The organism is Sphingomonas sp. DMC6 (assembly GCF_056314225.1).
Genome location: NZ_JBQUYT010000004.1, coordinates 369,192 through 393,928 on the forward strand (window position 1 = coordinate 369,192; position 24,737 = coordinate 393,928).

Consider the following 24,737-nt stretch of genomic DNA (forward strand, 5'->3'; position numbering starts at 1 on the left):
GGGGTGCCTCAGTATTCGGGGTGTTCAGCCGGTCGTCGATAGACGGAACACCATGCGGTGGTGATAGGGATGTGCGGGATCGACGCGGGCCGAGCCAAATGCGGGCTGGTTGGGCGTGTCCGGGAACTTCTGGGGTTCGAGCGCGATGCCATCGCCCATGCGATACAGGTGGCCGCCCTTGCCGATCAGCGTGCCGTCGAGGAAGTTGCCGGTGTACACCTGCAGGCCGGGTTCGGTGCTGAGCACTTCGAGCACGCGGCCTGAGGCGGGATCCTCCAGCCGAACTGCCAGTTTGGGCTCAGCGGTCAGGCCTGCGTCGAGCACGAAATTATGGTCATAGCCGCGGCCGAACACGATCTGCGGATCGCGGCCGTCGCGGATGCCGTCCTCGATGACGCGGGGCTTGGTGAAATCGAACACCGTGCCGGCAACTGCCTTCAGTTCGCCGGTCGGGATCAGCGCGGCGTTGACCGGCGTGTAGCGGCTGGCGGGGATCGTCATCCGGTGTTGCAGGATGCCGCCGGCGGCGCCTTCACCAGCCAGGTTGAAGATCGCATGATTGGTCAGGTTGACGACCGTGGGCGCGTCGCTCTTCGCATCATAATCGATCGTCAGATTGCCCTTTTCGTCGAGCGAATAGGTCGCCCGAACTTCCAGCGTGCCAGGATAGCCCTGGTCGCCTGCGGGGCTGGTGAGAGCAAAGGTAACGCTCGCCACCGCGCCCTGCTTTACCGACACGATCCGCCAGTTGAGCTTGTCATAGCCCTTGGCGCCGCCATGCAGCGAGTTCGTCTTGTCGTTGAGCGGGAGCTGATAAGTCTTGCCATCCAGCGTGAAGCGGCCGCCGGCGATCCGGTTGGCATAGCGGCCGACGCTTGCGCCCCAGAAATTGGGATGATCAGCATAGCTCTGCGCATCATCATAGCCGAGTTCGATATCGGCGAGGTGGCCGTGGCGATCGGGTGCCTGCAGTGATTGCAGCGTGGCGCCGAAGGTAATGATCCGGGCGCTGACACCGTTGCCTGCGTGCAGGGTTACTGCTTCGAGCTGGGTGCCGTCGGCCAAGGTACCGAAGGGCTTGCGCTCCGCATCAACCGCATGGACCGGCGTAGCGGCGCACAGAGCAGTGAGCGCCAGGCTGGCGGCGGCGGCGCAGTGCGCGCGATGGATATTCATTTCCCCTCCAATCGTTGACCATTGGCCTGTTCGTATATAGTCGGACAAGATGCAAGCATAGCCCCAGGGGCGCTTTTTTGGGAGAGGGAGCATGGCGGTCGGTCCGGTAAACAAGGCTGGGGTAGTGGGGGCCGCTCCGCCGCGTCCGGGAGCCTCTTATGCGCCCGCACTGACGCTGCTGGCGAGCCTTTTCTTCATGTGGGGCTTCATCACCGTAATCAACAATACGCTGCTGCCGCATCTGCGTAGCGTGTTCGATCTTAGCTACACGCAGACTACACTCATCGAATCGGTTTGGTTCATTGCCTATTTCGTGGCTTCCATCCCTTCGGCGAAGCTGATCGAGCGGATCGGCTACCAGAAGTCTCTCGTGATCGGGCTGCTCATTATGGCGGCCGGGGCGCTGGGCATGATGCTGGCGGCGAGCATTCCTTCTTATGGCGTCACGCTGGTGATGCTGTTCGTCATCGCCAGCGGCATCACGCTGCTGCAGGTGGCGGCCAACCCCTATGTCGCAGTGGTCGGCAGGCCCGAGACGGCATCGTCGCGACTCAACCTGGTGCAGGCGATGAACTCGGCGGGCACGATGCTCGCGCCGGCCTTCGGTGCCTATCTGATTCTCGGCCGTTCCAAGGGCGGCACCGTCCATGCCGGTACGGTGCTGACCCCGGCCGAGCGGCTGGCCGATGCGCATTCGGTGATTCTGCCCTATGGCCTGGTTGCCGTGGTGCTGATCGTGCTGGCAATCGTCATCGCGCGCTTCCCGCTGCCGGCGATGGGTTCGGCCACGTCGCGTGTCAGCAAGGAGGCCCGGAAGCAGCATTCGCTGTGGCGTCACCGCAACCTGGTGTTCGGCGTGCCTGCGATCTTCATCTATCTGATCGCGGAAATCGGCGTCGCGAATCTGTTCGTCAATTTCGTCAGCCAGCCCGACATCGCCAACCTGACGCATGAGCAGGCCGGCAATTATCTCACCTTCCTGTGGGGCGGCATGATGGTCGGTCGCTTCCTGGGTTCGGCGATCATGCAGAAGGTGCGGGCGGAGACCGTATTGGCGGCGTTCTCGATCGGCGCATTCGTCGTCATGCTCATTACCACTTTTGCGCATGGTCCGACGGCGATGTGGTCGCTGATCCTGGTCGGTCTGTTCCACTCGATCATGTTCCCGACGATCTTCACGCTCGGCATTCGCGGGCTGGGCCCGTTGACCGAGGAAGGCTCGGGGCTGCTGATCATGGCGATCGCGGGTGGCGCGCTGGTGATCGTGCAGGGCAAGATCGCCGATAGCTATGGCCTGCAGATCTCGTTCCTGCTGACCGCGATCTGTGAACTCTACATTCTGTTCTATGCGTTGTGGGGCGCGCGCCCGACCAACGCCTTTCCGGAGGAATAATCGTAATGGTGCGTTCGCTGGTACAGTTCCGCAGCGGAGATACCGGGCAGCGTGGCGTAGCTGCGCTGCATGAGGATGGCTCGGCGCGTGTCGTGCCCGGTGTGGAAACGACGCTGGCGCTGGCGCAGCGGGCGCTCGCGGCTGGCCAGACGCTTGCCGAGGCGGTTGCTGCGGCAGGCGAGGGGGCGGGGATCGATCTCGTCACCGTCACGCTGCTGGCGCCGATCGACCATCCCGACAGCGCCCACCTGCTGATGACCGGCACCGGCCTGACGCACCTTGGTTCGGCGGAGGGGCGCGACAAGATGCACCGCTCGATGAGCGACGCTGCGCACCAGACCGATTCGATGAAGATGTTTCTGATGGGGGTCGAAGGCGGCAAGCCCGCTGCGGGCGAGACAGGCGTGCAGCCGGAATGGTTCTACAAGGGCGACGGCAGCATGCTGATTTCCCCCGGCGCGCCGCTGCCCTCGCCTGCCTTCGCCCTGGATGCTGGGGAGGAGCCGGAAATCGCAGGTATCTACCTGATCGACGCCGATGGTACGCCGGTTCGACTGGGGTTCGCGCTGGCGAACGAATTTTCGGACCATGTCACCGAACGCGGCAATTACCTCTGGCTCGCCCATTCGAAGCTGCGCCCGGCGGCGCTCGGCCCCGAATTGCTGCTCGGCGACCTGCCCCAGCAGGTCGAGGGCACCAGCCGGATCTTGCGCAATGGCGCCGTACTTTGGGAAAAGCCGTTCCTTTCCGGCGAGGCGAACATGTCGCACAGCATCGCCAATCTGGAACATCACCACTTTAAGTATCCGCTGTTCCGGCGCCCGGGCGACCTGCATGTGCATTTCTTCGGCACCGCGACGCTCTCGTTCAGCGAAGGGGTACGGACCGAGCCGGGCGATGTGTTCGAAATTGCCGCAGCGCCGTTCACAATGCCGGTGCGCAACCCGATTGGCACTGCGCCTGAAACAACGGTCACGATAAAGCAGCTCTGATTCCTCTGCATTATTCGGATACTTCCGCATTTAATGGAGGATGCAGCTGTGCTCCGGAATATGTATTTGGTGTATCGCCCGCGTTGATATTCCGGAGGGGTAATGGGTATCGCTGTGCGCACGCTTTCCGAGCAGGTCGTCGAAATCGTGCGCGATCAGATTGTCGAGGGGCGGTTCGGGCTGGATGGCCCGATCCGCCAGGACGCGCTCGCCAATCAGCTGGGCATCAGCAAGATTCCGTTGCGAGAGGCGCTGGCCAAGCTCGAACAGGAAGGCTTTGTCGGCAGCACCGCCAATCGCGGCTTTTTTGTGCGCCGCATGTCGTTGGCAGAGGCGGAGGAGCTGTTTGCACTCCGCCTTCAGATCGAACCGGGTGCTGCTGCGTTCGCTGCCGAGCACGCCGATGCCGCCGAGCGGCGGGCGGCGCAACAGGCCTATGAGAAGCTCGATCATGCCGTGCATAACCGCCGGAGCGACGTCGCCCGGGATAATCGCGCTTTCCATTTGGCATTGGTGCGGGCAGGCGAGCGGCGGCTGACCATCGAGCTGATCGAGCGGCTGGCAGCTCTCGCCGATCGCTATGTCGTGGCTTATCTGGAGCCTGCCGGCCGCCGGAAGCCGAGCCATCACGAACATCGCGCGATGCTGGATGCCTGGCTCGCGCGTGACGCGGCGAGCGTGGAAACGCATTTGGCCAGCCATATCAGCGGCGTGCTGGAGTGTCTGCGCCGGCGTCTGCCTTCCGATTAACGCAGCGACCCGCTTTCAAGACAAAAAAATGGAGGCAGTCCGGCGGCGCACCATGTCCCCAGAGCGGTGCCCGCCAAACTGCCTCCCAGCGTCTCTCGTTCCCCGGGGGTGAGGCGTAAGATCGGGGAGAGAGGAAAGTATTTCCGAACCCTGCCGGGCCGGCTGGCGGATGGCCAAGAGCCCTCCGCCAACGCATGTCCGTGTGTGTGTTCTTAGAAGCGGGTACCGACGCCGAAGCCGAACACCAGCGGGTTCAGCGTCACGCTCGCCTTATTGATGGCGCCGCCGGTATCCAGGCGAGCAGTGGTGCTCATGTCGATATATTTGACGTCGAGGTTCAGGAAGAACTTCTTGTTGATGTCTACATCGACGCCGGCTTGCAGGGCGTAGCTGAAGCTGTCCTTCAGGCTCAGCTTGGTGTTGCCCAGTGCCTTGTTGAGCGAGTCCGTCGTCTTGGCCGAGTAGAAGGTCGTGTAGTTCACGCCAGCACCGATATAGGGGCGGACTGCCGCCTTCGGCATGAAGTGATACTGAAGCGTCAGCGTCGGCGGCAGTACCCAGGTGTGGGCGACGTCGCCCAGCGCGGAAACCCCGCCGCGGCCCTGAATGTCATGGCGCGTGCTGCTGACGATCAATTCGGCACCGATATTGTCGGTCGCCATATAGGTGAAGTCGACTTCCGGCATGACTGCGTTTCCAACGCCCAGCCGGGCAGTCGGGACCGCGGGATTAATGCCGCTCGACGATTCATTCGGGGTCACGACAATACCGCGCAACCGAACCAGCCAGTCGCCTGCAGCAATACCCGCCGTGTCCTGCGCCTGCGCAGTTGCGGTTGTGGCCAGCAGGCCGGCTGCAGCCAGACCGGCAAGTAGCGAAGTACGCATGTTTCTTTCTCCTCGTGTTCAACGAGGGTGGGATTACGACCGGCGGCGGCGGCATTTTTTGATTCCGCGCAAGAATGACGCCTAGGTAATCTTCACAGGTCCGGTCGTTTCTGTGCTGAAAAGGCATGGGATCAATACGTAGCGACTGCCCATCGCGCGCGCGGCATGCAACGCGTGAGGGAGGCTGATATGTACATGGACCGGGAACAGCCAGCATTGGGCGCAAGCGATTGGATGATGCCGTCGCGCTGTGCGGCATGCGGCGTGCGGATGGCTTCGCTCTGCGGCGGCCTCGAGTCCGAGGCGCTGGAAGCGCTCAATCGTCTGGGCCGCAAACGTGTGTTGCGCCGGGGCGAAGCGCTGATCTGGCAGGGCGATACTGCCGAGCAGGTGGGTATCCTGCATCGCGGGCTGGTCAAGTTGACCGCCTCGCTGGAGGATGGCCGCGAGCAGATGCTGGGCCTGGCCTTTCCGGCCGATTTCGTCGGCGCGATCGCCGATCGCCCTTCCAGCCACTGCGTTACCGCCCTCACCGATACCGAATTGTGCGTGTTTCCGCGCAGCGCACTGCCGGGGCTGGTCGAGGCATATCCGCAGATCGGACAGGCTTTGCTTGAACGGGCCTATGATGAACTCGACCATATGCGTCGCTGGATGCTGCTGCTCGGCCGCAAATCGGCGGAGGAGCGCGTCGCCAGCCTGTTGCTGCAATTCGCCGCGCGCGGCGACAGGGCGCCGGGGGACCGTGTGCCGTTGCCGCTAACCCGCCAGCAAATGGCAGAGCTGCTGGGGCTTACGATCGAAACGGTGAGCCGCAAGTTGACGGCGATGAAGCGCGAAGGCGTGGTCTCTTTGCCCGACCTGCGAAGCTTTGTGATTCTCGAAAAACCCGCCCTGGTGCGCATTGCTGCCGAGCATCCGTAACTAACCGCATGTCTGGCGACGATAAGGGCGCATAACCTTTCAATATTCCCGAAGAATTTCTGGGTGGATTGGGAGGCGATCATGAAGAATGTTCTCGTTCTGATGCATGACGACGCCGGTCAGGAGGCGCGTTTTCAAGCGGCGCTGGATCTGACACGTGGTCTTGAGGGGCATTTGCGCTGTCTCGACATCGTCATGGTGCCGACCTTTGTCGGCGACTACGCCGAAATGGGTGGCAGTGCAGCTTTGCTTGCCGACGAGCAGGTGCGCGAGGCGGCGAACCGCGAGCGCGTCGAAGCGCGGTTGCGTGCCGAGGATGTGCCCTATGACTGGATAGGCGTCACCGGTTTTGCCAGCCCGTGCCTGCGCGATGCGACGGCTTTGGCCGACCTGGTCGTGCTGAACCTTGAGCTCGAGACGCAATATCCGGATATGCGCGACCTGATCGGCGATACGATCCTGAAGACCGGCAAACCGATCGTCGCGGTACCGGAAGCGGCGCGCGGCTTCGGCATCTACGGCCATGCCCTTGTTGCCTGGGACGGCTCGCGTGCGGCAGAGGCCGCGCTGCGGGCGGCGGTGCCGCTACTGAAGCATGCCGGCACGGTGACGATCATCACCGCGCAGGACGGGTCGATTGGTACTTCGGCTGCGGAGGCGGCGGAATATCTGTCCCGCCACGGCATCAGGCCGGTGCTGAACGATGTCTCGGCGGAAAACGGGGCGGGGCGGGCGATTCTTGGCCAGGTCCGGTCGCTCCATGCCTCCTATCTGGTGATGGGCGGCTTCGGTCATGCCCGCTTCCTGGAATCGACCTTTGGGGGTGTGACGCAGCGGATGCTGGGCGAGTGCCCGGTGCCATTGTTTCTCGCGCATTGACCGGAAAGCAGCCGCCAAGACCGAATCGGGGATCGCAAAGAGCCGGGGTAACGAAGGCGAAGGATTCGCGAATCGGGGCGAAGTTACCCGAACAAGAAGGTGTCTAGCGGCACCCGGCAATAGCTGAAATGCAAGCGGGGGGGGCATGTAGACATGCCCGCCCCGTGCCATGTACGCCCCGGTTCGGGGCAGGACGATGGTGCTTACTTGACGTGCTTGGCGAGGTGCTTGTTCATCTCGAACATGGTCACCTTGTCGGCGCCGAAGATCGGCTTCAGCGTGTCGTCGGCGAGAATTTCCCGCTTGTTTGCAGGGTTTTGGAGGTTGTGCTTCTTGATGTACTCCCAAACCTTGCTGACGATTTCGCTGCGCGGCAGGTCGGCGGTGCCGACGATCTTCGCCAGTTCGGGCGAAGGGGTGACGGGCTTGGCAATGCCGCCGCGTGCTTTGGTTTCGGCCATCTTCATTTTCTCCTGTTACTGCCCGTTCAAGGGCCTATTCCTTCGTCAGCGCCGCGGGCTTGTGAGAGGCTCCTCCCCCTTGTCGCACCGGACGATGTACTGCGGGACGCGACGCGTTGCACGTCCCTGCGCTTCTTTGATCGCGGGAAATCGCTTCTGTCCAGTCGTCTGTGCATCTTTCCGCGTCGGTGAGAGCGCGAGAGACGCCGCGGCGTTGCCTTGAGGACACGGCCGAAAGCGTCTGAGGGGTGGTTTCAGGGCTTGCGATCTGCCGGGCAGGCGCCATGGTGCCTGTGCTTTCGGTGAGCGGGGGACGTGGTGATGCGCAAGGGCGGATGGCTGGTACTGGCGCTGCTGGCGGGCGGTTGCGGGGATGGCGGGACGAGCGGCACCAACTATGCCGATCCGCCACCCATGGCAGAGATCGTCGCGACCCCATCGCCGCGCGCAAGCGCTACGCCGGCCGACGCTGAACCCGAAGCGCCCGACAATGCCGCCGTCGCCGAGGGAAATGGCGCGTAGCGGCTGGACATCGGCCGCCGCTTGCGCCAATGCTGGCGTTGTGAAGACCAACGCGCTCCTTTGCCTGCGACTTATCCGCCCTTAGGGGCTGGCATCGCAGGCGCGCGTCTCCCCTAAGGGCGAATTCCGGACCTTCCCGAACGCATATCGGCTGCGCTAGGCGCGGGCCGACCTTATCAGAGAGACACGGCACATGTTGCGTGACCCCAGCGTCAAATATCGTCCCTTCCCGCAGGTGAACCTGCCAGACCGGCAATGGCCGAGCCGCACCATCACCAAGGCGCCGCGTTGGCTGTCGACCGACATGCGCGACGGCAATCAGGCGCTGATCGATCCGATGGACGGCGAGAAGAAGACGCGTTTCTTCGAGCTGCTGGTAAAAGTGGGGTTGAAGGAGATCGAGGTCGGCTTCCCCAGCGCTGGTGCGACCGAGTTCGACTTCATCTCCGGCCTGGTGCGCGAGGGCAAGGTACCCGACGATGTGACGATTCAGGTGCTCACCCAGTCGCGCCGCGACCTGATCGAAACCAGCTTCCAGTCGCTGAAGGGTGCGAAGCAGGCGATCGTCCATCTCTACAATGCCGTCTCGCCGGCCTGGCGTCGCATCGTGTTCAACATGAGCCGTGACGAGATTCGCCAGATCGCCATCGAAGGCGCCAAGGTGCTCCGCGACGAGGCCGCGAAGCAGCCCGATACGGACTGGCATTTCGAGTATAGCCCGGAGACCTTCTCCACCGCCGAGCTCGATTTCTCGGTCGAGGTCTGCGAGGCGGTGATGGACATCCTGCGGCCCACCCCGGAAAAGCCGCTGATCCTCAACCTGCCGGCAACCGTCGAGGCGGCGACGCCCAACATCTATGCCGACCAGATCGAGTGGTTCTGCCGCAACATCCGGAACCGTGAGAGCGTCGTCATCAGCCTGCACACCCACAACGACCGGGGCACCGGCGTTGCCGCGTCGGAACTGGGGCTGCTCGCGGGTGCCGACCGCGTCGAGGGCTGCCTGTTCGGCAATGGCGAGCGCACCGGTAATGTCGACCTGGTGACGCTGGCGCTCAACATGTACACGCAGGGCCTCGATCCGGGGCTCGACTTCTCGGATATCGACGAGGTCATCCAGACCGTCGAATATTGCAATCAGCTGCCGGTCCACCCGCGGCATCCTTACGCGGGCGATCTGGTGTTCACGGCGTTTTCGGGCAGCCACCAGGACGCGATCAAAAAGGGCTTCGCATCGCAGGCAGAGCGGAACGACCAGATCTGGGACGTGCCCTATCTGCCGATCGACCCCAAGGATCTAGGCCGCGATTACGAAGCGGTGATCCGCGTCAACTCGCAGTCGGGCAAGGGCGGCGTCGCCTGGGTGCTGGAGCAGGACAAGGGGCTGAAGCTGCCCAAGCGGATGCAGGCCGAATTCTCCAAGCATGTTCAGGCGCTGGCCGACGAGACCAGCCGCGAGCTCAACGCCGCCGATATCTGGGGCCTGTTCGAGCGGGTCTATCTGCCGGGCGAGAAGGACCGGATCGCGCTGGTCGATTATGAAGAGACGGGCAGCGCCGGCAGCCGTGTGTTCGTCGGGCATATCGCGATCGACGGCGCGACCCAGTCGATCTCGGGCCGCGGCAATGGCCTGATTTCGGGCGTGATCGATGCGCTGGCGGGTTCTACCGGGCCGCGGCTCGACGTGGTCGACTATAGCGAGCATGCGATCGGCATCGGTGCCGATGCGCAGGCGGCGGCCTATGTCGAGTGCCGCGCCGAGGACGGGCGGACGATATTCGGTGTCGGCATCGATGCCGATATCGCGACGGCGTCGGTGCGGGCGGTATTGAGCGCGGCAAACCGCGCGTGAGCTGTTAACGCCTCCCCGGGCCGGGCTCGGGGAGGCGTTGCACTCAATGCACTGTCGCGCCAGCGCGCACGCGGCGGGTGGTTGCTGTGGGCGCGACCACGGTCCGTTCGAATCGGAACGCGCCCGCGCGCTCGGCAAGCGCGGTGACTTCGCCCGACAGGTTGCGGATCGCGGCCGAAGTTTCCTCAACCATCGCCGCATTCTGCTGTGTCACGAGGTCCATGGCCTTCATCGCCGTTGAAACCTGCGTGACAGCGGCGGACTGGGCGTGGTTGTCATGGTCGATCGCGGCGATCAGATCATGCACGGCCTCAACGTCCCCCGAAATCATATCGAGCGCATGGTCGGTCGCATGGACCGCATCGGCCGCCTGAAGAATATCGGCCTGCGTCTCGCTGAGCATGTCGCGGGCCTGCTTGGCCTGATCCTCGGCGCGCAGGGCCAGCGCCGCCACCAGATCGGCAACGACCATGAAGCCGCGCCCGGACTCGCCGGCGCGGCCGGCCTCGACGGCGGCATTCATCGCCAGAACGCGGGTCTGGAACGCGATCTTGTCGAGCCCCTCGATAACGCCGTCGATGTTCTTGGCGCTGCCGCTGGCGCGGTCCATCGCTTCCACGGCGCGCTCGGTGGTGCCACGGCCTTCCCGCAGCGCGGTGGTCGCTTCGCCCGCGCGCTTCACGGTGTTGTCGGCAGCGATCATCGTCGCGCGCAGCCGCTCCTCGATCTTGCTCAGTGCTTCCGTGGCCTGCGCCAGATTGGCGGCGCTGCTCTCGGTGCGATGCGCAAGATCTTCGGAGCCATGCGCGACCTCCTGCGAGGTGGTGCGGATATTCTCGGCGCTGTCGCTAACCAGCTGCACCTTGCCGCGCAGTGCCGCGATGGCATCGTTGATGTTGTGCCGCAGGACTTCATATTCCTCAGGGAACTGCCGGTCGATGGTGCGCGTCAGATCACCTTCGCGCAGTGCGAGCAGGCCTTGGCCAAGCACTTCGGTGACCGTCCGCTGTTCCTCGAGCTTGCGCGCATCGGCCTCGCTTCGCGCAGCGGCTGCGGCGCGATAATGTTCGAGCCCGGTTGCGATATGGCCGATCTCGTCCTTGTGGTCCTGATAGGGCACGGTTTCGTTGGCGCCCGTCGCGAGCCGGTCGGTGAGGTCGGACAGCTTGCCCAGCGGGTTCAGCACGCGGCGATACATGGTGATGTAGAAGTGGAGCGCCTGCGCAGCCACGATCAACGCCAGCAACACGACGATGCCAATCGCGAACCAGAACTCGTTTGAACCGGCCGATTCGATCGCGGACTGGTGATCGGTCGCCATCCGGACGAGCTTGTCGATTTCCCCGCGGTGCTCCGCATAGGCCTGCGACAGGCGCGCGTAGCTCGCATCCACTGCGGCGCGATCGCCGCTGCGGATCGCGGGCAGGAACTTCTGTTCCAGCTCGTCCCAGAAACGTTGGGCGGCCGGGTGAGCATGCGCCAGCAGCTGGTTGCGCAGCGCTTCGTCCACCCGTGCGGTGTGCCAATATTGGTTGCGCGCCAGATAGTCCTTGTGCAGCGCCTCCAGACGTCCCTCATGCGCGCCCAGGGCGCCCGGGTCGCGCGCGAGCAGCGTCGCTTCCAGATAGGGTTCGATGATATATTCTGGCGGCGGCAGAATGTCGGCGATCAGTTCTGCATTCACTTGCTGGCGCAGCTGCATTTCGCCGCCCATGCGAATGCGATCCAGCCGCCACGCAGCAAACAAGCCGCCGGCGATCAGTATCGCCATCATGGCGAGCGCACTGTTTCGCACGAACTGGGCAATCGACATCGGGATCCTTCCGGGTACGCATCTTCGTTCCCGGGCAAGGCGGTCCTGCAATCCGGGAGCACTTTCCGAATTATAGGGCGAAGTGCGGGCAAAGCGGACTGCGTCTAGGCACTATTCCTGATGTCCGCAGTGCCGTCACGGACGGTCGAGATGCATGAAATCGCGTTCGAAAGCAACGAAGTGTGCGCCGGCGTCGACATGGATCACCTGACCCGTCACCGCCTCGGCGCGGGCCAGGTACAGCACCGCTTCGGCGATATCGGCGGCACCCGGCAGGCGACGCAGCGGCATCCGGTCGGCAAGCCTCGCCATTTGCGGCTTGCTATAGTCGGCGGTGGCGATGGTGAGGCCGGGCGCCACCGCATTCACCCGGATATGTGGCGCCAACACCCGCGCCGTGGTTTCGGTCAGGCCGGCCAGCGCCTGTTTTGACAAGGTATAGGCGAACTGGTCCGCATGCGGATTGCGGATCCGCTGGTCGAGAATGTTGACGATCGCGCGTCCGCTCGGACCGTTGGCCGAAAACGCCTGGGTAAGCAGGGCAGGGGCCGCGCAGTTGACCGAGAAATGGGCGATCAGTGCATCGGCATCCACGTCTTCCAGCCTGTCCTGCCCGAAGATTGCGGCGTTATTCACCAATAGATCGGGCGCGCGGCCGAAGCGGGCAGTGACTTCGCGCATCAGCCGCGCTGGTGTGGCAAGATCGGCAAAATCGGCGGCGAATGCCTCCCATTCGCAACCGGCCTGCGTCAGCGCTTCAGCGAGGCCCGGTTCCAGCTGGTTGCGGCTGGAATGCAGCGCCAGGGCATAGCCGGCCTCCGCCAGCCGCGCTGCGATGGCGGCACCCAGCCGACGCTGTCCGCCAGTGATCAGCGCCAGCGGTTTGCTCACGCCCGGCCCATCAGGCGCAGCACTTCCTCGCGGCTGCGCTTGTCGTCGCGGAACACACCCATCATCCGGCTGGTCACCATGCCCACGCCGGGTGTCCGCACGCCGCGGGCCGTCATGCAGCCATGCTGCGCCTCGATCACCACCGCCACGCCATAGGGCCGGAGATGCTCCCAGATACAGTCGGCCACTTCTGCCGTGAGCCTTTCCTGCACCTGCAGGCGACGGGCGAAGGCGTGGAGCACGCGGGCGAGCTTGGAGATACCGACAACATGGTTCCGTGGCAGATAGGCAATCGAGGCCTTGCCGGTAATCGGCGCCATATGGTGCTCGCAATGCGATTGGAAGGGAATGTCGTTCAGCAGCACGATTTCGTCATAGCCGCCGACTTCCTCGAATACCCGGTGGAGATGCCGCGCCGGATCTTCGGCATAGCCGGAGCAATATTCCTTCCATGCCCGCGCCACGCGCTCGGGCGTGTCGAGCAGGCCTTCGCGCGAGGGATCATCGCCGGCCCAGCGGATAAGGGTGCGGACCGCTTCCGATACTTCCGCGGGCACAGGGATTTTAGGGGGCGGAGCAACGATGTCGCCGTCTTCCGGCCCGTCGTGAAAATCATCCGCGTGCGACATCGTTCTTCATCCCGTACATTTGACGCTACGGCATTGGCCGCTCGCCGCTCCAACAGTTTTCCCGATCGATCGTCAAGCAGCCTGAAACCGCGAAAATCCGGGACTTTCCGGCTGGGCTACGGTTGACGCGAACGGAAATCCAGCGTTAGTTTCGCAGACAAGATAAACAAAGTCGCGGCGGGGTACAGACCGGCGCGATATACAGGAGAGAGGGGCAGACCCATGAGCAAGCTCGAGCTGCTGAGTGCGACTGCGATGGCGTTGATGGTCGCAACGCCCGCCTTTGCACAGTCCACCGCACCCGCCGGACAAAATACCACGACGCAGGCGCAGGACGATCAATACCAGTCCGCCAACGAAATCATCGTCACCGCCACCCGCCGTAACGAAACCGTGCAAGACGTGCCGCTGGCGATCACCGCGATCGGGCCGGCGCTCTTGGAAAATGCCGGTGTGGGCAACGTCCGTGACCTGGAGCAGCTCGCGCCGTCGCTCCAGTCTTCCACCGGTCAGTCTTCGGCCACCGGCACCACCATCTATATTCGCGGCATCACCACCGGCGGCGACAATCCCGGTTTCGAACCCGCGGTCGGCGTGTTCATCGACGGCGTGTTCCGCGCCCGCGCCGGCGTGGCGATTTCCGAACTGCCGGAACTGGAGCGCGTCGAAATTCTGCGCGGGCCGCAGGGCACGTTGTTCGGCCGCAATACTTCGGCAGGTGCGCTCAGCATCTATACCGCCCAGCCGCAGTTCACCACCGGCGGCTATGCCGAGGCAAGCTATGGCAATTACAACGCCTATGAGGCGCGGGGGGCGATCACCGGCCCGGTGAGTCAGAGCATCGCGCTGCGGCTCGACGGCAGCTATCGCAAGCGCGACGGTTATATCAAGGATGCGAATAGCGATCGTTACATCAACAATCTCGACCGCTGGCAGGTGCGTGGCCAGGCGTTGTACGACAGCAGCGACCTGACCTTCCGGCTGATCGGCGATTACTACCAGACGAACGAGCAGTGCTGTGGCGCAGTTTCGGCCGTGCGCGGTTCGCTGGCCCCCGTCATCCAGGGCATCGCTGCCTCGCAGGGGCTGATCGGGCTGTACACCGGGTCGCCCAGCGACCGCATTCAGGCAATGTCCCCGGGGCGCGATTATGGGGAAAAGATCCGCGACTGGGGTTTTTCCGGCGAACTCAACTATAATCTGGGCGATGTGAAGCTCACCTCGATCACCGCCTATCGCGACTGGCAGGTGACGCGCGGGCAGGACATCGATTTCTCCGGCATCGATCGCGCCTATCGCGACGGGTACAAGAACCAGTTGCAGGACTTCACGCAGGAAGTCCGCTTTCAGGGATCGGCGTTTGGCGGCAAGCTCGACTGGCTGGTTGGCGGTTTCTACCTCAACGAGACTAACGGCCTGCACGACACGGTGCGCGTCGGCAAGGACGCCAACAGCTATGTCGATTCTATCTTCTCGGGCTTGCTGCGGCCCAGCTTCGGAACGCCGGTGCAGTTCTACGGCTCGCTGGGACCGACGGTGCCGACAATGGGGCAGGTGCTGCTGAATCCGGCCGCGCCGCCGGCGGCCTATGGTCCGCTGGCGCCGCTGGTAACGCTGTTCCGCGCACAGGCCGGTACGGCGCCGATTCCCGGTATTCCGGTGGTGCCGGGGCTGGCTGCGCTCGCACTGGGGCCGCTACCGGCGGCGGCATCGGGCCAGGGCAATAACAACGACTATCGCGTCAAGACCAATGCATGGGCGCTGTTCACCCACAATATTATCAACGTCACCGACAAACTGTCGCTGACGCTGGGCGCCCGCTACAATCACGAAACCAAGGATCTGGATACCACGATCCGCAACAATACCGGCAGCTGCGGATTCTTCGATCAGGTTCGCGCGGGCAATCCGGCGGCCACGGCCTATGCCAATATCCTTCGCAACATCCCCGGCTTGTTCAACAACCTGTTCCTGCTGAGCTGCAATCCGGCCGTGAACAATGAATTCAACGGCAACTACCAAAACAGCCGCAGCGAGGACCAGCTGACCGGCACCGCAAAGATTGCGTACAAGTTCTCGCCGCGCATCCTGGGCTATGCGAGCTACGACCATGGCTACAAGTCCGGCGGTTATAATCTCGACCAGGCGACGTTCGATTCCGTGCTGCTCGGCGGGAACGGGCCGCAGGCAAGCGACCTCGCGTTCGGGAAGGAGACGGTCGATGCTTTCGAACTGGGCCTGAAGACCGAACTGAGCCGCGAGTTCACTCTGAATCTCGCCGGCTTCTACCAGAAGTTCTACAATCTTCAGAGCCTGGTGTTCAGCGGCAACAATTTCGTTGTCCAGAACGTACCGAAGACGACCAGCAAGGGCGTAGAGGCCGAAGCAACGATTCATCCCGCGCGCGAGCTGATCTTCCAGCTCGGCTATAGCTATATCGACGCGCGTTACGATGACGACGGCAGGAACTTCGCCGGTACGCCGCTGCAAGGCAAGGCGGGGCTGCAGGTCGACAATCAGCCGCGGCACACGGTGACGGTCGCCACCACCTGGACGCCGCGCCTGTCGGGCGAGTGGCACGGCCTGTTCCATGTCGACATGCGCTACAACAGCGAAGTCAACATTCCGTCCAGCGCGCCCGATGCGAACGGCCGCAACGTGCTGCGCAACCCGGGCTATCCGCTGATTTCCGCGAGTGTCGGTATCCAGACCGAAGACCGCAAGAAGCGGCTGGAGTTTTTCGTCGAGAACCTGACTAACCAGTTCTACTACATCACCGGGTTCGCCGTACCGGAGCAGAATGGCAATTATGCCGGCTATCCGGGCTTGCCGCGCTTCTATGGTGTGCGCGCGCATTTCGGCTTCTGAACGCAAAAGAATAAACGGAGGAACGGGCGGCCGGGGCGGATGCTTCGGCCGTTTCCGTGCGTGGTTTCAGTCGCCGAAAAGCCGGTCGATCGGGCTGTCGGCCAGACACCAGAGCACGGCTACGATAGCGGCACAGGCGAGCCCCAGCGCAGGTGTGATCAGCGCCAGCGAAATGCCGGCGGCATAAACGAGTGTTGCTGCTGTCCCCTTGCGGATCGTGCGGCGGTGATAGGCTCGGGCGATGTCGGTATCGGCACCGGTGCGGCGGATGATCCGCTGCAGCCAGCTATAGGCGAAGGACGGCAGCAGCATCACGGCCATATAAAGGATCGTCGCCTCGCGGCTGAAATGCTGCCCGCCCAGATAGGCAGTGGCGAACGGGACCAGCGAGAGCGCGAACAGCAGGGCGATATTGGCCCAGAGCAGCGCGTTGCTCACCTGCGTGGCGAAATGGAACAACCGGTGGTGGTTGACCCAGTAGATCGCGACATAGGCGTAGCTGAGCAGATAGGCGAGGAAGACGGGCCATAGCGGCAGCAGATGCGCCAGACCGGGGGCCTCGGGAGCGTGCATTTCCAGCACCATGATGGTGATGATGATGGCGATGACGCCATCCGAAAACGCCTCGACGCGCTTGGCGCCTTCGCGGCCTTCCTGCTCCTGCATTTCCCGTCCCCTCGCTCGCGCCATCGTGACGCAAGCGAGAGGTGCAGGCAATCGGGACTTACTTGGCCGAGAAGGCCGCGTTGATGTGCAGCTTCACTTCGTCCGAGACGAAGGGGACATATTTGTCCATGCCAAAGTCGCTGCGCTTGATTGTGGTGGTCGCCTCGAAGCCGAAGTTCAGCTTCTTCATCATCGGGTTGGTCCCTGCGCCGACCAGATTGGTGTCGAGCGTGACCGGCCTGGTAACGCCGTGCAGCGTCAGGTCTCCGGTGATCAGCGCGTGCGTGCCGGTCACTTCCACCTTGGTGGAGACGAAGCGGATCGACGGATACTTGGCGCTATCGAAGAAGTCGGGGGAGGCCAGGTGCTTGTCGAGCGCGGCCACGGTGGTGACGATGCCGCTGGTCGGGATGGTGATTTCCAGCTTGGCGTCGTTCGGCTTGGCCGGATCGATCGTCAGCGAGCCGGTTGCGCCGCCGGCCTGGCCGGTGAACTGGCTGAAGCCGAAGTGGTTGACGGTGAAATCGACCTGAGTGTGGCCCGTGTCGACGACATAGGTGCCGGCCGGCACGCGGCTGGCGTCGGCCTGGCCGGGGAGCTGCGCCTGCTGGGCAAAGGCCGGCGTGGCGACGAGTAGGGCGAGGGCATAGAGTGCGCGCATGACGGTTCCCTTGATTGTTGCGTCATGTCCGTAATGCGGCTGCCGGCCCCGCAAATCCAGTGCGGAGCCGGCAACTTATGGTTTCCCGAACTGATCAGTTCTTTGTCTGGTCGACCAGCTTGTTGGCGGTGATCCACGGCATCATCGCGCGCAGCTCGCTGCCGACCTGCTCGATCTGGTGGCGCTTGGCCGCGATACGGCTGGCCTTCAGCTCGGGCTGGCCGGCGCGGTTGTCGAGTACGAAGTCCTTGACGAAGCGGCCGGACTGGATGTCGGCCAGCACGCGCTTCATTTCCTTCTTGGTCTCTTCGGTGATGATGCGCGGGCCGGTCTTGATGTCACCATATTCGGCGGTGTTCGAGATCGAGTAGCGCATGTTGGCGATGCCGCCTTCATACATCAGGTCGACGATCAGCTTCAGCTCGTGCAGGCACTCGAAATAGGCCATTTCGGGGGCATAGCCCGCCTCGACCAGCGTCTCGAAGCCCGCCTGGACCAGCGCGGTGGTGCCGCCGCACAGCACGGCCTGTTCGCCGAACAGATCGGTCTCGCATTCTTCGCGGAAGTTGGTTTCGATGATGCCCGAACGGCCGCCGCCGACACCCGACGCGTACGCAAGCGCCACGTCATGCGCGTTGCCCGAGGCGTCCTGATGGATCGCGATCAGGCAGGGCACGCCGCCGCCGCGCACATATTCGCTGCGCACGGTGTGGCCGGGGCCCTTCGGCGCGATCATGATCACGTCGATGTCCGCCGGCGGCTCGATCAGGCCGAAATGGATGTTGAGGCCGTGGGCGAAGGCGAGCGCCGAGCCGGGCTTCATATTGCCCTTCAGGTCCGCTTCGTAGATCGCCGCCTGATGCTCGTCGGGCGCGAGGATCATCAGGATGTCGGCCCAGGCAGCCGCTTCCTTGTTCGGCAGCACCTTGAAGCCGGCAGCTTCCGCCTTGGCGGCCGAGGCCGAACCCGGGCGAAGCGCGATCGCGACGTCCTTGACGCCCGAATCGCGCAGGTTCTGCGCATGGGCGTGCCCCTGGCTGCCATAGCCGAGAATGGCGATCTTCTTGTCGGTGATCAGGTTCAGATCGGCGTCGCGATCGTAATAGACACGCATTCTTCTCTTCCCTTCGTCATCCCAGCGAAAGCTGGGATCGTTATTTTCAAAGCGTTGCGCCAGTGGCGGGAGGCCCCAGCGTTCGCGGGGGCGACGGAATTGGTTCAGGCCGGGTCGCGGCCGCGTGAAATGGCGACGATACCGGTGCGGGCCACTTCGACCAGTCCTACTTCGCGCATCAGCTCCACGAACTTGTCGATCTTGTCGATCGTCCCGGTCACTTCGAACACGAAGCTGGAGATCGTCGCGTCGACCACGCGGGCGCGATAGACTTCGGCAAGGCGCAGCGCCTCGATGCGGTGGTCGCCGGTGCCGACCACCTTCACCAGCGCCAGTTCGCGCTCGACATGCTCGCCCTTGGTGGTGAGGTCGACCACCTTGTGCACCGGCACCAGCCGTTCGAGCTGAGCGATGATCTGCTCCATCACCGGCGCCGAGGCGAAGGTGACGATGGTGATCCGGCTGATCAGATCGTCGTCGCTGATCTCCGACACGGTGAGCGACGAGATATTGTAGCCGCGCGCCGTGAACAGGCCGGCGATCCGCGCGAGGATGCCCGGTTCGTTATCGACGATGACCGCCAGCGTGTGGCGCTCGATGGCTTCTTCCTTGATGTGCATTTCTACCCCTTCGATCCTTGCCCCTGGGGGAGGATCCAAAATCCGGTCAAACCAGCGCCTTGGCCTCGTCGTCCATCTCGCCGGACACTTCGCTCGCCTGGAGCAGCATCTCGGTATGGGCGGCGCCCGACGGGATCATCGGGAAGCAATTGGCCAGCTTTGCCACGCGGCAGTCGACCAGAACCGGGCCATCATGGTCGAGCATCGCCTGGATGCCGTCGTCCAGATCGGAGCGCTGCTCGATGCGGATGCCCTTCCAGCCATAGGCTTCGGCCAGCTTCACGAAATCGGGCAGCGCGTCCGAATAGCTCTCCGAATAGCGCGACTGATAGGTCAGTTCCTGCCACTGGCGGACCATGCCCATATACTCATTGTTGAGAATGAATATCTTCACCGGCAGGCGATATTGCGTAGCGGTCGCAAGTTCCTGAATGTTCATCTGGATCGAAGCCTCGCCAGCAATATCAATGACAAGCGCGTCTGGGTTGCCAAGCTGTGCGCCGATCGCCGCAGGCAGACCATAGCCCATGGTGCCCAGCCCGCCGCTGGTCAGCCACTTGTTCGGCGCCTCGAAGCCGAAATGCTGGGCCGCCCACATCTGGTGCTGGCCGACCTCGGTGGTGATGATCGGGGCGCGAGCCTTGGTCGCCTCGTACAGCGCACGGATCGCCCGCTGCGGCATGATGACGTCGCCATTCTCCCGGAAGTCGAGGCACGCGGCTGCGCGCCAGCCCTGGATGCGGCTGAACCAGTCGCGCAGGTCCGGCTTGGGATGGCCGCGCTTCTTCCAGCTTTCGACCATCGCCGCCAGCGCCCGGCCGCAATCGGCGATGATGGGCAGATCAACGCGAACATTCTTGTTCACGCTCGAACGATCGATGTCGATATGCACCTTGCGGCTGTTCGGCGCGAAGGCGTCCAGCCTCCCGGTGACGCGATCGTCGAACCGGGCGCCGACGGCGATGATCAGGTCGGCCTGGTTCATCGCCCAATTGGCTTCGTAGGTGCCGTGCATGCCCAGCATGCCCAGCCACTGATCGGACGAGGCTGGGAAGGCGCCCAGACCCATCAGCGTCGAGGTGACCGGTGCGCCGGTCAGTGCCGCCAGTTCGCGCAGCAGCCGGGTTGCCTCCGGGCCCGAATTGATGACGCCGCCGCCGGTGTAGAAGACCGGACGTTCGGCGGCCGCCAGCATGTCGACTGCTTCCTGGATCTTCGCGAGATCGGGCTCGGTCTGCGGGCGATAGGTCTTGTGCTGGATCGGGCCGGGCGCCTCATAGGGCGCCGTTGCGACCTGCACGTCCTTCGGAATGTCGATCACGACCGGGCCGGGGCGGCCCGAGGTGGCGATGTGGAACGCCTCGTGGATCGTCGCGCCCAGCATTTCCGGCCGCTTCACCAGATAATTGTGCTTGGTGCAGTGGCGGGTGATGCCAACCGTGTCGGCCTCCTGAAAGGCGTCGGTGCCGATCAGCGCCGTCGGCACCTGACCGGTGATGACGACCATCGGGATCGAATCCATCAGCGCATCGGTGATGCCGGTGATCGCATTGGTCGCGCCCGGGCCCGAGGTGACGAGCACGACGCCGGGCTTGCCGGTGGAGCGCGCATAGCCCTCCGCCGCATGGGTCGCCGCCTGTTCGTGGCGGACCAGAATGTGCTTGATCCGGTCCTGCTTGAACAGCGCATCGTAGATCGGAAGCACTGCGCCGCCCGGATAGCCGAACACGACCTCCACCCCGAGGTCGGTCAACGCCTCGATCAGGATGTCTGCGCCGCTCTTCTCGGTCACTTTGGCCTCCACTCTTCAAACACGCGGGATCGGCAACACGGATCCACGCCGGGACCGCGCTGCTAACGGTACGAAAATGATACGTCAACCTCTAATTGAACAATTTTCTTTCAATCTTCACGAGATTGGCGATCGTATCTGTCTCCGTTGTTCGCTCCCAGCTCTCCGGGGGCTGACGACGGAACCAAGTGTATTGCCGTTTGGCATATTGCCGCGTCGCGAGCGAGCCCGCGCGCGACGCTTCGGCCATATTCCAGGCGCCGGACAGAAGCTTTGCCGTTTCGGCGACACCTATCGCACGCAGAACCGGGGCGTCGGCGGGAACATCAGCGCGGGCGAGCAGCGCACTTGCCTCGTCGCGGCCCGCGTCCAGCATCGTCGCAAAGCGCCGGTCGATCCGCTCACCCAGCCAGGCGCGATCGGGTAGCAGAATCAGCGCGGCGAGGCGGATGCGGTCGCCGATCCCGCCCTCCCGCTGCGCCTGCCACTCGGCCAGTGGCCTGCCGGTTGAGCGCACGACTTCCAGCGCGCGGGCGGTGCGGCTTGTATCGGCGGGCTTCAGGCGGGTGGCGGCTTCCGGGTCCAGCGCGGCCAGCGCAGCATGGGCCTCTGCAACCGGCAGCGCGCGGACCTCGGCGCGGATGGCAGGATCGATTTCCGGCACGGGTGCGATGCCTTCGATCAGCGTGCGCAGATAGAGTCCGGTGCCACCGACCAGAATGGGCAGACGGCTGCCTTCATGCGCTTCATCGATCGCGGCGCGCGCTTCCGCTGCCCAGCGCGCCGCCGAGCAGGCTTCCGCGCCGTCGATATGGCCGAACAGCCGGTGCGGCACGCGCGCTTCCTCCTCCATGCTTGGCCGTGCGGTTAGAATGCGCAGATCGGCATAGACCTGCATGGAGTCGGCGTTGATCACCGTGCCGCGATGTTTTTCCGCCAGCGCGAGTGCCAGCGCGGACTTGCCGCTTGCCGTCGGCCCTGCAATGAGCGCGACGCGCGGTAATCCTGGGGAAGTCATGTTCATTGCGACGCTGATAGCAGAAGGTCTCACGGCTGGGCAGCTGAACGAAGCCGCCGATCGGCTGGCATCGGTGCATTGCGCCCCCGGTGGGTGGCGCTGGATCGACGAGGGCATTGCGGCGGACCTGTCCTTTGCCCATCATCCCGATGCGGCGCGAGCGGCGCTGGAAGGCGGCGTTGCCGGCGCCGATGTGATCGTGCAGCCCGAGGCGGGGCGCGCCAAGGCGCTGCTGGTGGCCGACATGGATTCGACGATGATCACCGTCGAATGCATCGACGAACTGGCGGATTATGCCGGCATCAAGCCACAGATCGCCGAAGTGACGGAGCGGGCGATGCGCGGCGAGCTCGACTTCGCCGCAGCGCTGGATGCCCGCGTGGCGCTGCTAAAGGGACTCTCCGAAAGCGCGATCGACAGATGCCTCGAAGAGCGGGTGCGGCTGATGCCCGGTGCCGTCGCGCTGGTTCAGACGATGCGGGCGCGGGGGGCGCATTGCATTCTTGTTTCGGGCGGCTTCACGCGCTTTGCCGAGCCGGTGGGCGCGCAGATCGGGTTCAACCGGGTGATCGCCAACCGTCTGGAGATCGCCGAAGGGGCGCTGACCGGCACGGTCACCAAGCCGATCGTCGACAGCAACACCAAGGAAACCACGCTGCTCGGCGTGATGGCTGAGCTGGGCCTCTCACCGGAGCAGACCATGGCGGTGGGCGACGGCGCCAACGACCTGGCGATGATCCGCAAGGCAGGGCTGGGCGTTGCGTATCACGCCAAGCCAATAGTCGCAGCGGCTGCCGGTGCGCGTGTGGACCATGGCGACCTGACTGGCTTGCTGTATGCGCAGGGCATTGCGCGGGCGGACTGGGTGACTGGCGCCTAGCGCACGCCCTTGCCGAAGGTGACGCTGAGCGCCACGCCGCCCCATAGCTGGTTGCGTGAGCCATAGCGGCGCACCAGCGGCGAATCGGCAGCATCGCCCACCAGTCGCTTGGCGGCGGCATAGCTGTAGATTCCGAAGCGCGGCGTGAGCTGGTAAAGAATCGTGGTGGCAACCACCACGCCGTGCAGCGGATCGCCGCCGGCTGAATAGGTAGGCAGCCCGGTGGCGGCCGCCGCACGCGCTGACACGCCGAAATAGGCGCGGCGATACTGGGCATCCGACAGGGCAAAGCGTGGGCCGATCGAAACCAGCCAGCGGTCGCCGTCGCGCATCACATAGTCCAGCCCGATGTCGCTGATCAGCCCGTCATGGCCGTTCACGCCTCGGCGCAGCTCGGCATAGGCGCGAAACTGGGGGGCAACCCAGTAGCCGACCGAGCCGCCCAGCTCGACGGTCGGGACGACTTCGTCGATATTGGCGTGGACGTCGTTGCGGCGGCGGCTGCCCTGGATGTTGAACACCGGGCCGATCTCCAGCCCGGCCCGGGAGTAGAGCGCGAAGCCGGTGCTTTCGTCGGCCGGCTCGAATGGAAACTGATCGTCGCCGTGCGCGGTCGCTACGTCGATCAGCGGGCGGACCCGCTCGAAGTCCGCACCCGGAAATTTGGGCGCGAGCTGGGCGCCGAGCGATATGCGCGTGCGGCGCGGGGCGTCGCTGTCGTCATCGCTCTGGGCGAGTGCGGGTACGGCGCTGAACAAAAGTAACAGCGAAGTGGAAGCGCGAGCGAAGATCGACATTCCCGTGCGTTACACCATCAAGGTGCGACAGGCACGCAGGGATTAAACCCATTGCACGCCTTCGTTGCCTCCGCCTTGCTCGCATAGGGGCCGACCAGCAGGCGGGTGAGCCGGCCCGCCTTCACATAGTAAGGCTGACGACCCGGGAAGCGGCCGCGCACCTGCGTCCAGAGGCGGTTGGCGTTGCCCGCTTCGGCAAAGGCGCCGAGCTGAATGCGCCAGTTCCCGCTCGCGATCGGTGCAGGCGCGGGCGCAGGACGCGGTGTCGCCGCAACCGGTCGCGCCGGCTCAGCTGGCCTTGGGCGCGGAGCGGGGGCCGGCGCCGGGCCTCTTGCCATTGCCACGGCTGGAGGCGTCGTGGCTACCGGTGCCGGTAGAGGCAGAGTGGGGCGGTTGTTCGCATCCGCCTCGTATTTCCGGGCCAGCGTCTGGGCTGCCTGGCGATCGGCCAAGGGGATATATTTGTCCATTTCGGTGAGCGACCGGGTGGCCGGCGCGAGGCCGGTGGAGGCTGCGCGGGTCATCAGGGCATAGGCGCGCACCCAGTCCTTGGCGACGGCATCGCCATTGAACAGCATGATGCCCAGAATGTACTGGACGCGCGGATCGCCGTGCGCCGCACCACGTTCCAGCCAGGGCAGCGCCTCGGCCCGCTTGCCGTTCTCGAACAGGGCAAGGCCGTAATTGTCAGCGGCCTGGTCGTGCCCCTGCCGCGCCGCGAGGCCGTACCATTTTTCGGCTTCACGCAGGTCGACGGGAACGCCGTTGCCGGACTTGTAGGCCTGCCCCAGGTTGAACTGCGCATCGGGATCGTTGTGCGCGGCGGCGGCGCGCCAGCGGGCGACGGCAGTCTTGTAGTCGCCGCGCTGATAGGCCTCCACGCCTGCCTTTACCGGATCGTCGGCGCCCGGCTGCGCTTGCGCCGGTGTCGCCTGCTGAGTCCCGGTCGCTGCCGGCGTGCCGAAAAGCAGCGCGCCCCCCGCAATCGCCAAGGTGAGTACCTGCATTCCCCCGCGTCTCCTTCGTCCCGAATATCCCCAATGCCAGTTAACCAAAGGTTGGGGAAGATTCGCCTCTGCGTGCGGCGGCGGCATTCAGGGGCGCCAGTGCCGTTAACCTCTTCTTATCGGCCGGCATGGCATCCCGCACATT

At 64.1% G+C, this 24,737-nt stretch carries 23 protein-coding genes; 9 read left to right on the forward strand and 14 right to left on the reverse strand.

Translation table 11 applies throughout. From position 1 onward, the window contains the following. Positions 1–24: 24 nt before the first annotated feature. A complete protein-coding gene (locus ACT53M_RS12250; RefSeq protein WP_476233685.1) occupies positions 25–1,176 on the reverse strand; it encodes an aldose epimerase family protein in 1,152 nt (383 codons plus the stop codon). A 91-nt stretch (positions 1,177–1,267) separates the two neighbouring features. Here ACT53M_RS12250 and ACT53M_RS12255 point away from each other — a divergent pair, with 91 nt between their 5' ends. The 3 genes from ACT53M_RS12255 to ACT53M_RS12265 all read left to right on the forward strand — a co-directional run bounded on the left by ACT53M_RS12255 (position 1,268) and on the right by ACT53M_RS12265 (position 4,311). Then, the gene (locus ACT53M_RS12255) at positions 1,268–2,569 is read left to right on the forward strand and encodes a sugar MFS transporter (RefSeq protein WP_476233687.1); all 1,302 of its coding nucleotides are present in this window, start codon (positions 1,268–1,270) and stop codon (positions 2,567–2,569) included. Between the two features lie 5 nt (positions 2,570–2,574). Beyond that, on the forward strand, positions 2,575–3,561 hold the full coding sequence (gene araD1 / locus ACT53M_RS12260) for an AraD1 family protein (RefSeq protein ID WP_476233689.1): 987 nt from the start codon (positions 2,575–2,577) through the stop codon (positions 3,559–3,561). 102 nt (positions 3,562–3,663) lie between these two features. Next, positions 3,664–4,311, forward strand: a complete 648-nt coding sequence (locus tag ACT53M_RS12265) for a GntR family transcriptional regulator (RefSeq protein WP_476233690.1) — start codon at positions 3,664–3,666, stop codon at positions 4,309–4,311. A 212-nt stretch (positions 4,312–4,523) separates the two neighbouring features. Here the strand turns inward: ACT53M_RS12265 and ACT53M_RS12270 are convergent, their stop codons facing one another. Then, on the reverse strand, positions 4,524–5,198 hold the full coding sequence (locus ACT53M_RS12270; protein WP_476233692.1) for an OmpW/AlkL family protein: 675 nt from the start codon (positions 5,196–5,198) through the stop codon (positions 4,524–4,526). A gap of 189 nt (positions 5,199–5,387) precedes the next feature. On the opposite strand from ACT53M_RS12270, the gene ACT53M_RS12275 reads away from it, so the two are divergent. Together ACT53M_RS12275 and ACT53M_RS12280 are read left to right on the forward strand one after the other, a co-directional pair. After that, on the forward strand, positions 5,388–6,122 hold the full coding sequence (locus ACT53M_RS12275) for a Crp/Fnr family transcriptional regulator (protein WP_476233693.1): 735 nt from the start codon (positions 5,388–5,390) through the stop codon (positions 6,120–6,122). An 81-nt stretch (positions 6,123–6,203) separates the two neighbouring features. Next, on the forward strand, positions 6,204–7,001 hold the full coding sequence (locus ACT53M_RS12280; protein ID WP_476233695.1) for a universal stress protein: 798 nt from the start codon (positions 6,204–6,206) through the stop codon (positions 6,999–7,001). Between the two features lie 203 nt (positions 7,002–7,204). Here the strand turns inward: ACT53M_RS12280 and ACT53M_RS12285 are convergent, their stop codons facing one another. Further along, complete coding sequence (locus ACT53M_RS12285; protein WP_476229818.1) at positions 7,205–7,462, reverse strand: SWIB/MDM2 domain-containing protein; 258 nt, start codon at positions 7,460–7,462, stop codon at positions 7,205–7,207. 315 nt (positions 7,463–7,777) lie between these two features. On the opposite strand from ACT53M_RS12285, the gene ACT53M_RS12290 reads away from it, so the two are divergent. Both ACT53M_RS12290 and leuA read left to right on the forward strand, forming a co-directional pair. Further along, positions 7,778–7,984 (forward strand): hypothetical protein, encoded by a 207-nt coding sequence (locus tag ACT53M_RS12290; protein ID WP_476233697.1) that lies wholly within the window; start codon positions 7,778–7,780, stop codon positions 7,982–7,984. A 193-nt stretch (positions 7,985–8,177) separates the two neighbouring features. After that, positions 8,178–9,836: a 2-isopropylmalate synthase gene (gene leuA, locus ACT53M_RS12295; protein ID WP_476233699.1), complete on the forward strand. Its 1,659-nt coding sequence runs from the start codon at positions 8,178–8,180 to the stop codon at positions 9,834–9,836. A 43-nt stretch (positions 9,837–9,879) separates the two neighbouring features. On the opposite strand, the gene ACT53M_RS12300 is transcribed toward leuA, so the two are convergent. From ACT53M_RS12300 to folE, 3 genes are all read right to left on the reverse strand, one after another. Next, positions 9,880–11,649, reverse strand: a complete 1,770-nt coding sequence (locus tag ACT53M_RS12300; protein ID WP_476233700.1) for a methyl-accepting chemotaxis protein — start codon at positions 11,647–11,649, stop codon at positions 9,880–9,882. A gap of 135 nt (positions 11,650–11,784) precedes the next feature. Continuing rightward, the gene (locus ACT53M_RS12305; RefSeq protein ID WP_476229814.1) at positions 11,785–12,540 is read right to left on the reverse strand and encodes an SDR family oxidoreductase; all 756 of its coding nucleotides are present in this window, start codon (positions 12,538–12,540) and stop codon (positions 11,785–11,787) included. Continuing rightward, the gene (gene folE / locus ACT53M_RS12310; RefSeq protein ID WP_476229813.1) at positions 12,537–13,169 is read right to left on the reverse strand and encodes a GTP cyclohydrolase I FolE; all 633 of its coding nucleotides are present in this window, start codon (positions 13,167–13,169) and stop codon (positions 12,537–12,539) included. The genes ACT53M_RS12305 and folE overlap by 4 nt, the downstream gene beginning before the upstream one ends. A gap of 222 nt (positions 13,170–13,391) precedes the next feature. On the opposite strand from folE, the gene ACT53M_RS12315 reads away from it, so the two are divergent. Beyond that, a complete protein-coding gene (locus ACT53M_RS12315; protein WP_476233701.1) occupies positions 13,392–16,037 on the forward strand; it encodes a TonB-dependent receptor in 2,646 nt (881 codons plus the stop codon). Positions 16,038–16,103: 66 nt separating this feature from the next. Here the strand turns inward: ACT53M_RS12315 and ACT53M_RS12320 are convergent, their stop codons facing one another. The 6 genes from ACT53M_RS12320 to miaA all read right to left on the reverse strand — a co-directional run bounded on the left by ACT53M_RS12320 (position 16,104) and on the right by miaA (position 21,908). Next, positions 16,104–16,703, reverse strand: a complete 600-nt coding sequence (locus ACT53M_RS12320) for a TMEM175 family protein (RefSeq protein ID WP_476229811.1) — start codon at positions 16,701–16,703, stop codon at positions 16,104–16,106. Between the two features lie 58 nt (positions 16,704–16,761). Continuing rightward, positions 16,762–17,364: a YceI family protein gene (locus ACT53M_RS12325; protein ID WP_476229810.1), complete on the reverse strand. Its 603-nt coding sequence runs from the start codon at positions 17,362–17,364 to the stop codon at positions 16,762–16,764. 94 nt (positions 17,365–17,458) lie between these two features. Further along, entirely contained in the window at positions 17,459–18,478 is a 1,020-nt protein-coding gene (ilvC, locus tag ACT53M_RS12330; RefSeq protein WP_476233702.1) for a ketol-acid reductoisomerase, read from the reverse strand. A gap of 104 nt (positions 18,479–18,582) precedes the next feature. After that, positions 18,583–19,098, reverse strand: a complete 516-nt coding sequence (gene ilvN, locus ACT53M_RS12335) for an acetolactate synthase small subunit (protein WP_476233703.1) — start codon at positions 19,096–19,098, stop codon at positions 18,583–18,585. Between the two features lie 46 nt (positions 19,099–19,144). Next, complete coding sequence (locus tag ACT53M_RS12340; protein ID WP_476233704.1) at positions 19,145–20,890, reverse strand: acetolactate synthase 3 large subunit; 1,746 nt, start codon at positions 20,888–20,890, stop codon at positions 19,145–19,147. Positions 20,891–20,981: 91 nt separating this feature from the next. Next, entirely contained in the window at positions 20,982–21,908 is a 927-nt protein-coding gene (gene miaA / locus ACT53M_RS12345; RefSeq protein WP_476233842.1) for a tRNA (adenosine(37)-N6)-dimethylallyltransferase MiaA, read from the reverse strand. On the opposite strand from miaA, the gene serB reads away from it, so the two are divergent. Continuing rightward, positions 21,907–22,788: a phosphoserine phosphatase SerB gene (serB, locus tag ACT53M_RS12350; RefSeq protein ID WP_476233705.1), complete on the forward strand. Its 882-nt coding sequence runs from the start codon at positions 21,907–21,909 to the stop codon at positions 22,786–22,788. The two genes, miaA and serB, sit on opposite strands and share 2 nt — an antisense overlap. Here the strand turns inward: serB and ACT53M_RS12355 are convergent. Continuing rightward, positions 22,785–23,585, reverse strand: a complete 801-nt coding sequence (locus tag ACT53M_RS12355) for a MipA/OmpV family protein (protein ID WP_476233706.1) — start codon at positions 23,583–23,585, stop codon at positions 22,785–22,787. The two genes, serB and ACT53M_RS12355, sit on opposite strands and share 4 nt — an antisense overlap. Before the next feature lie 17 nt (positions 23,586–23,602). Next, on the reverse strand, positions 23,603–24,592 hold the full coding sequence (locus tag ACT53M_RS12360) for an SPOR domain-containing protein (RefSeq protein ID WP_476233707.1): 990 nt from the start codon (positions 24,590–24,592) through the stop codon (positions 23,603–23,605). Positions 24,593–24,737 lie beyond the last annotated feature (145 nt).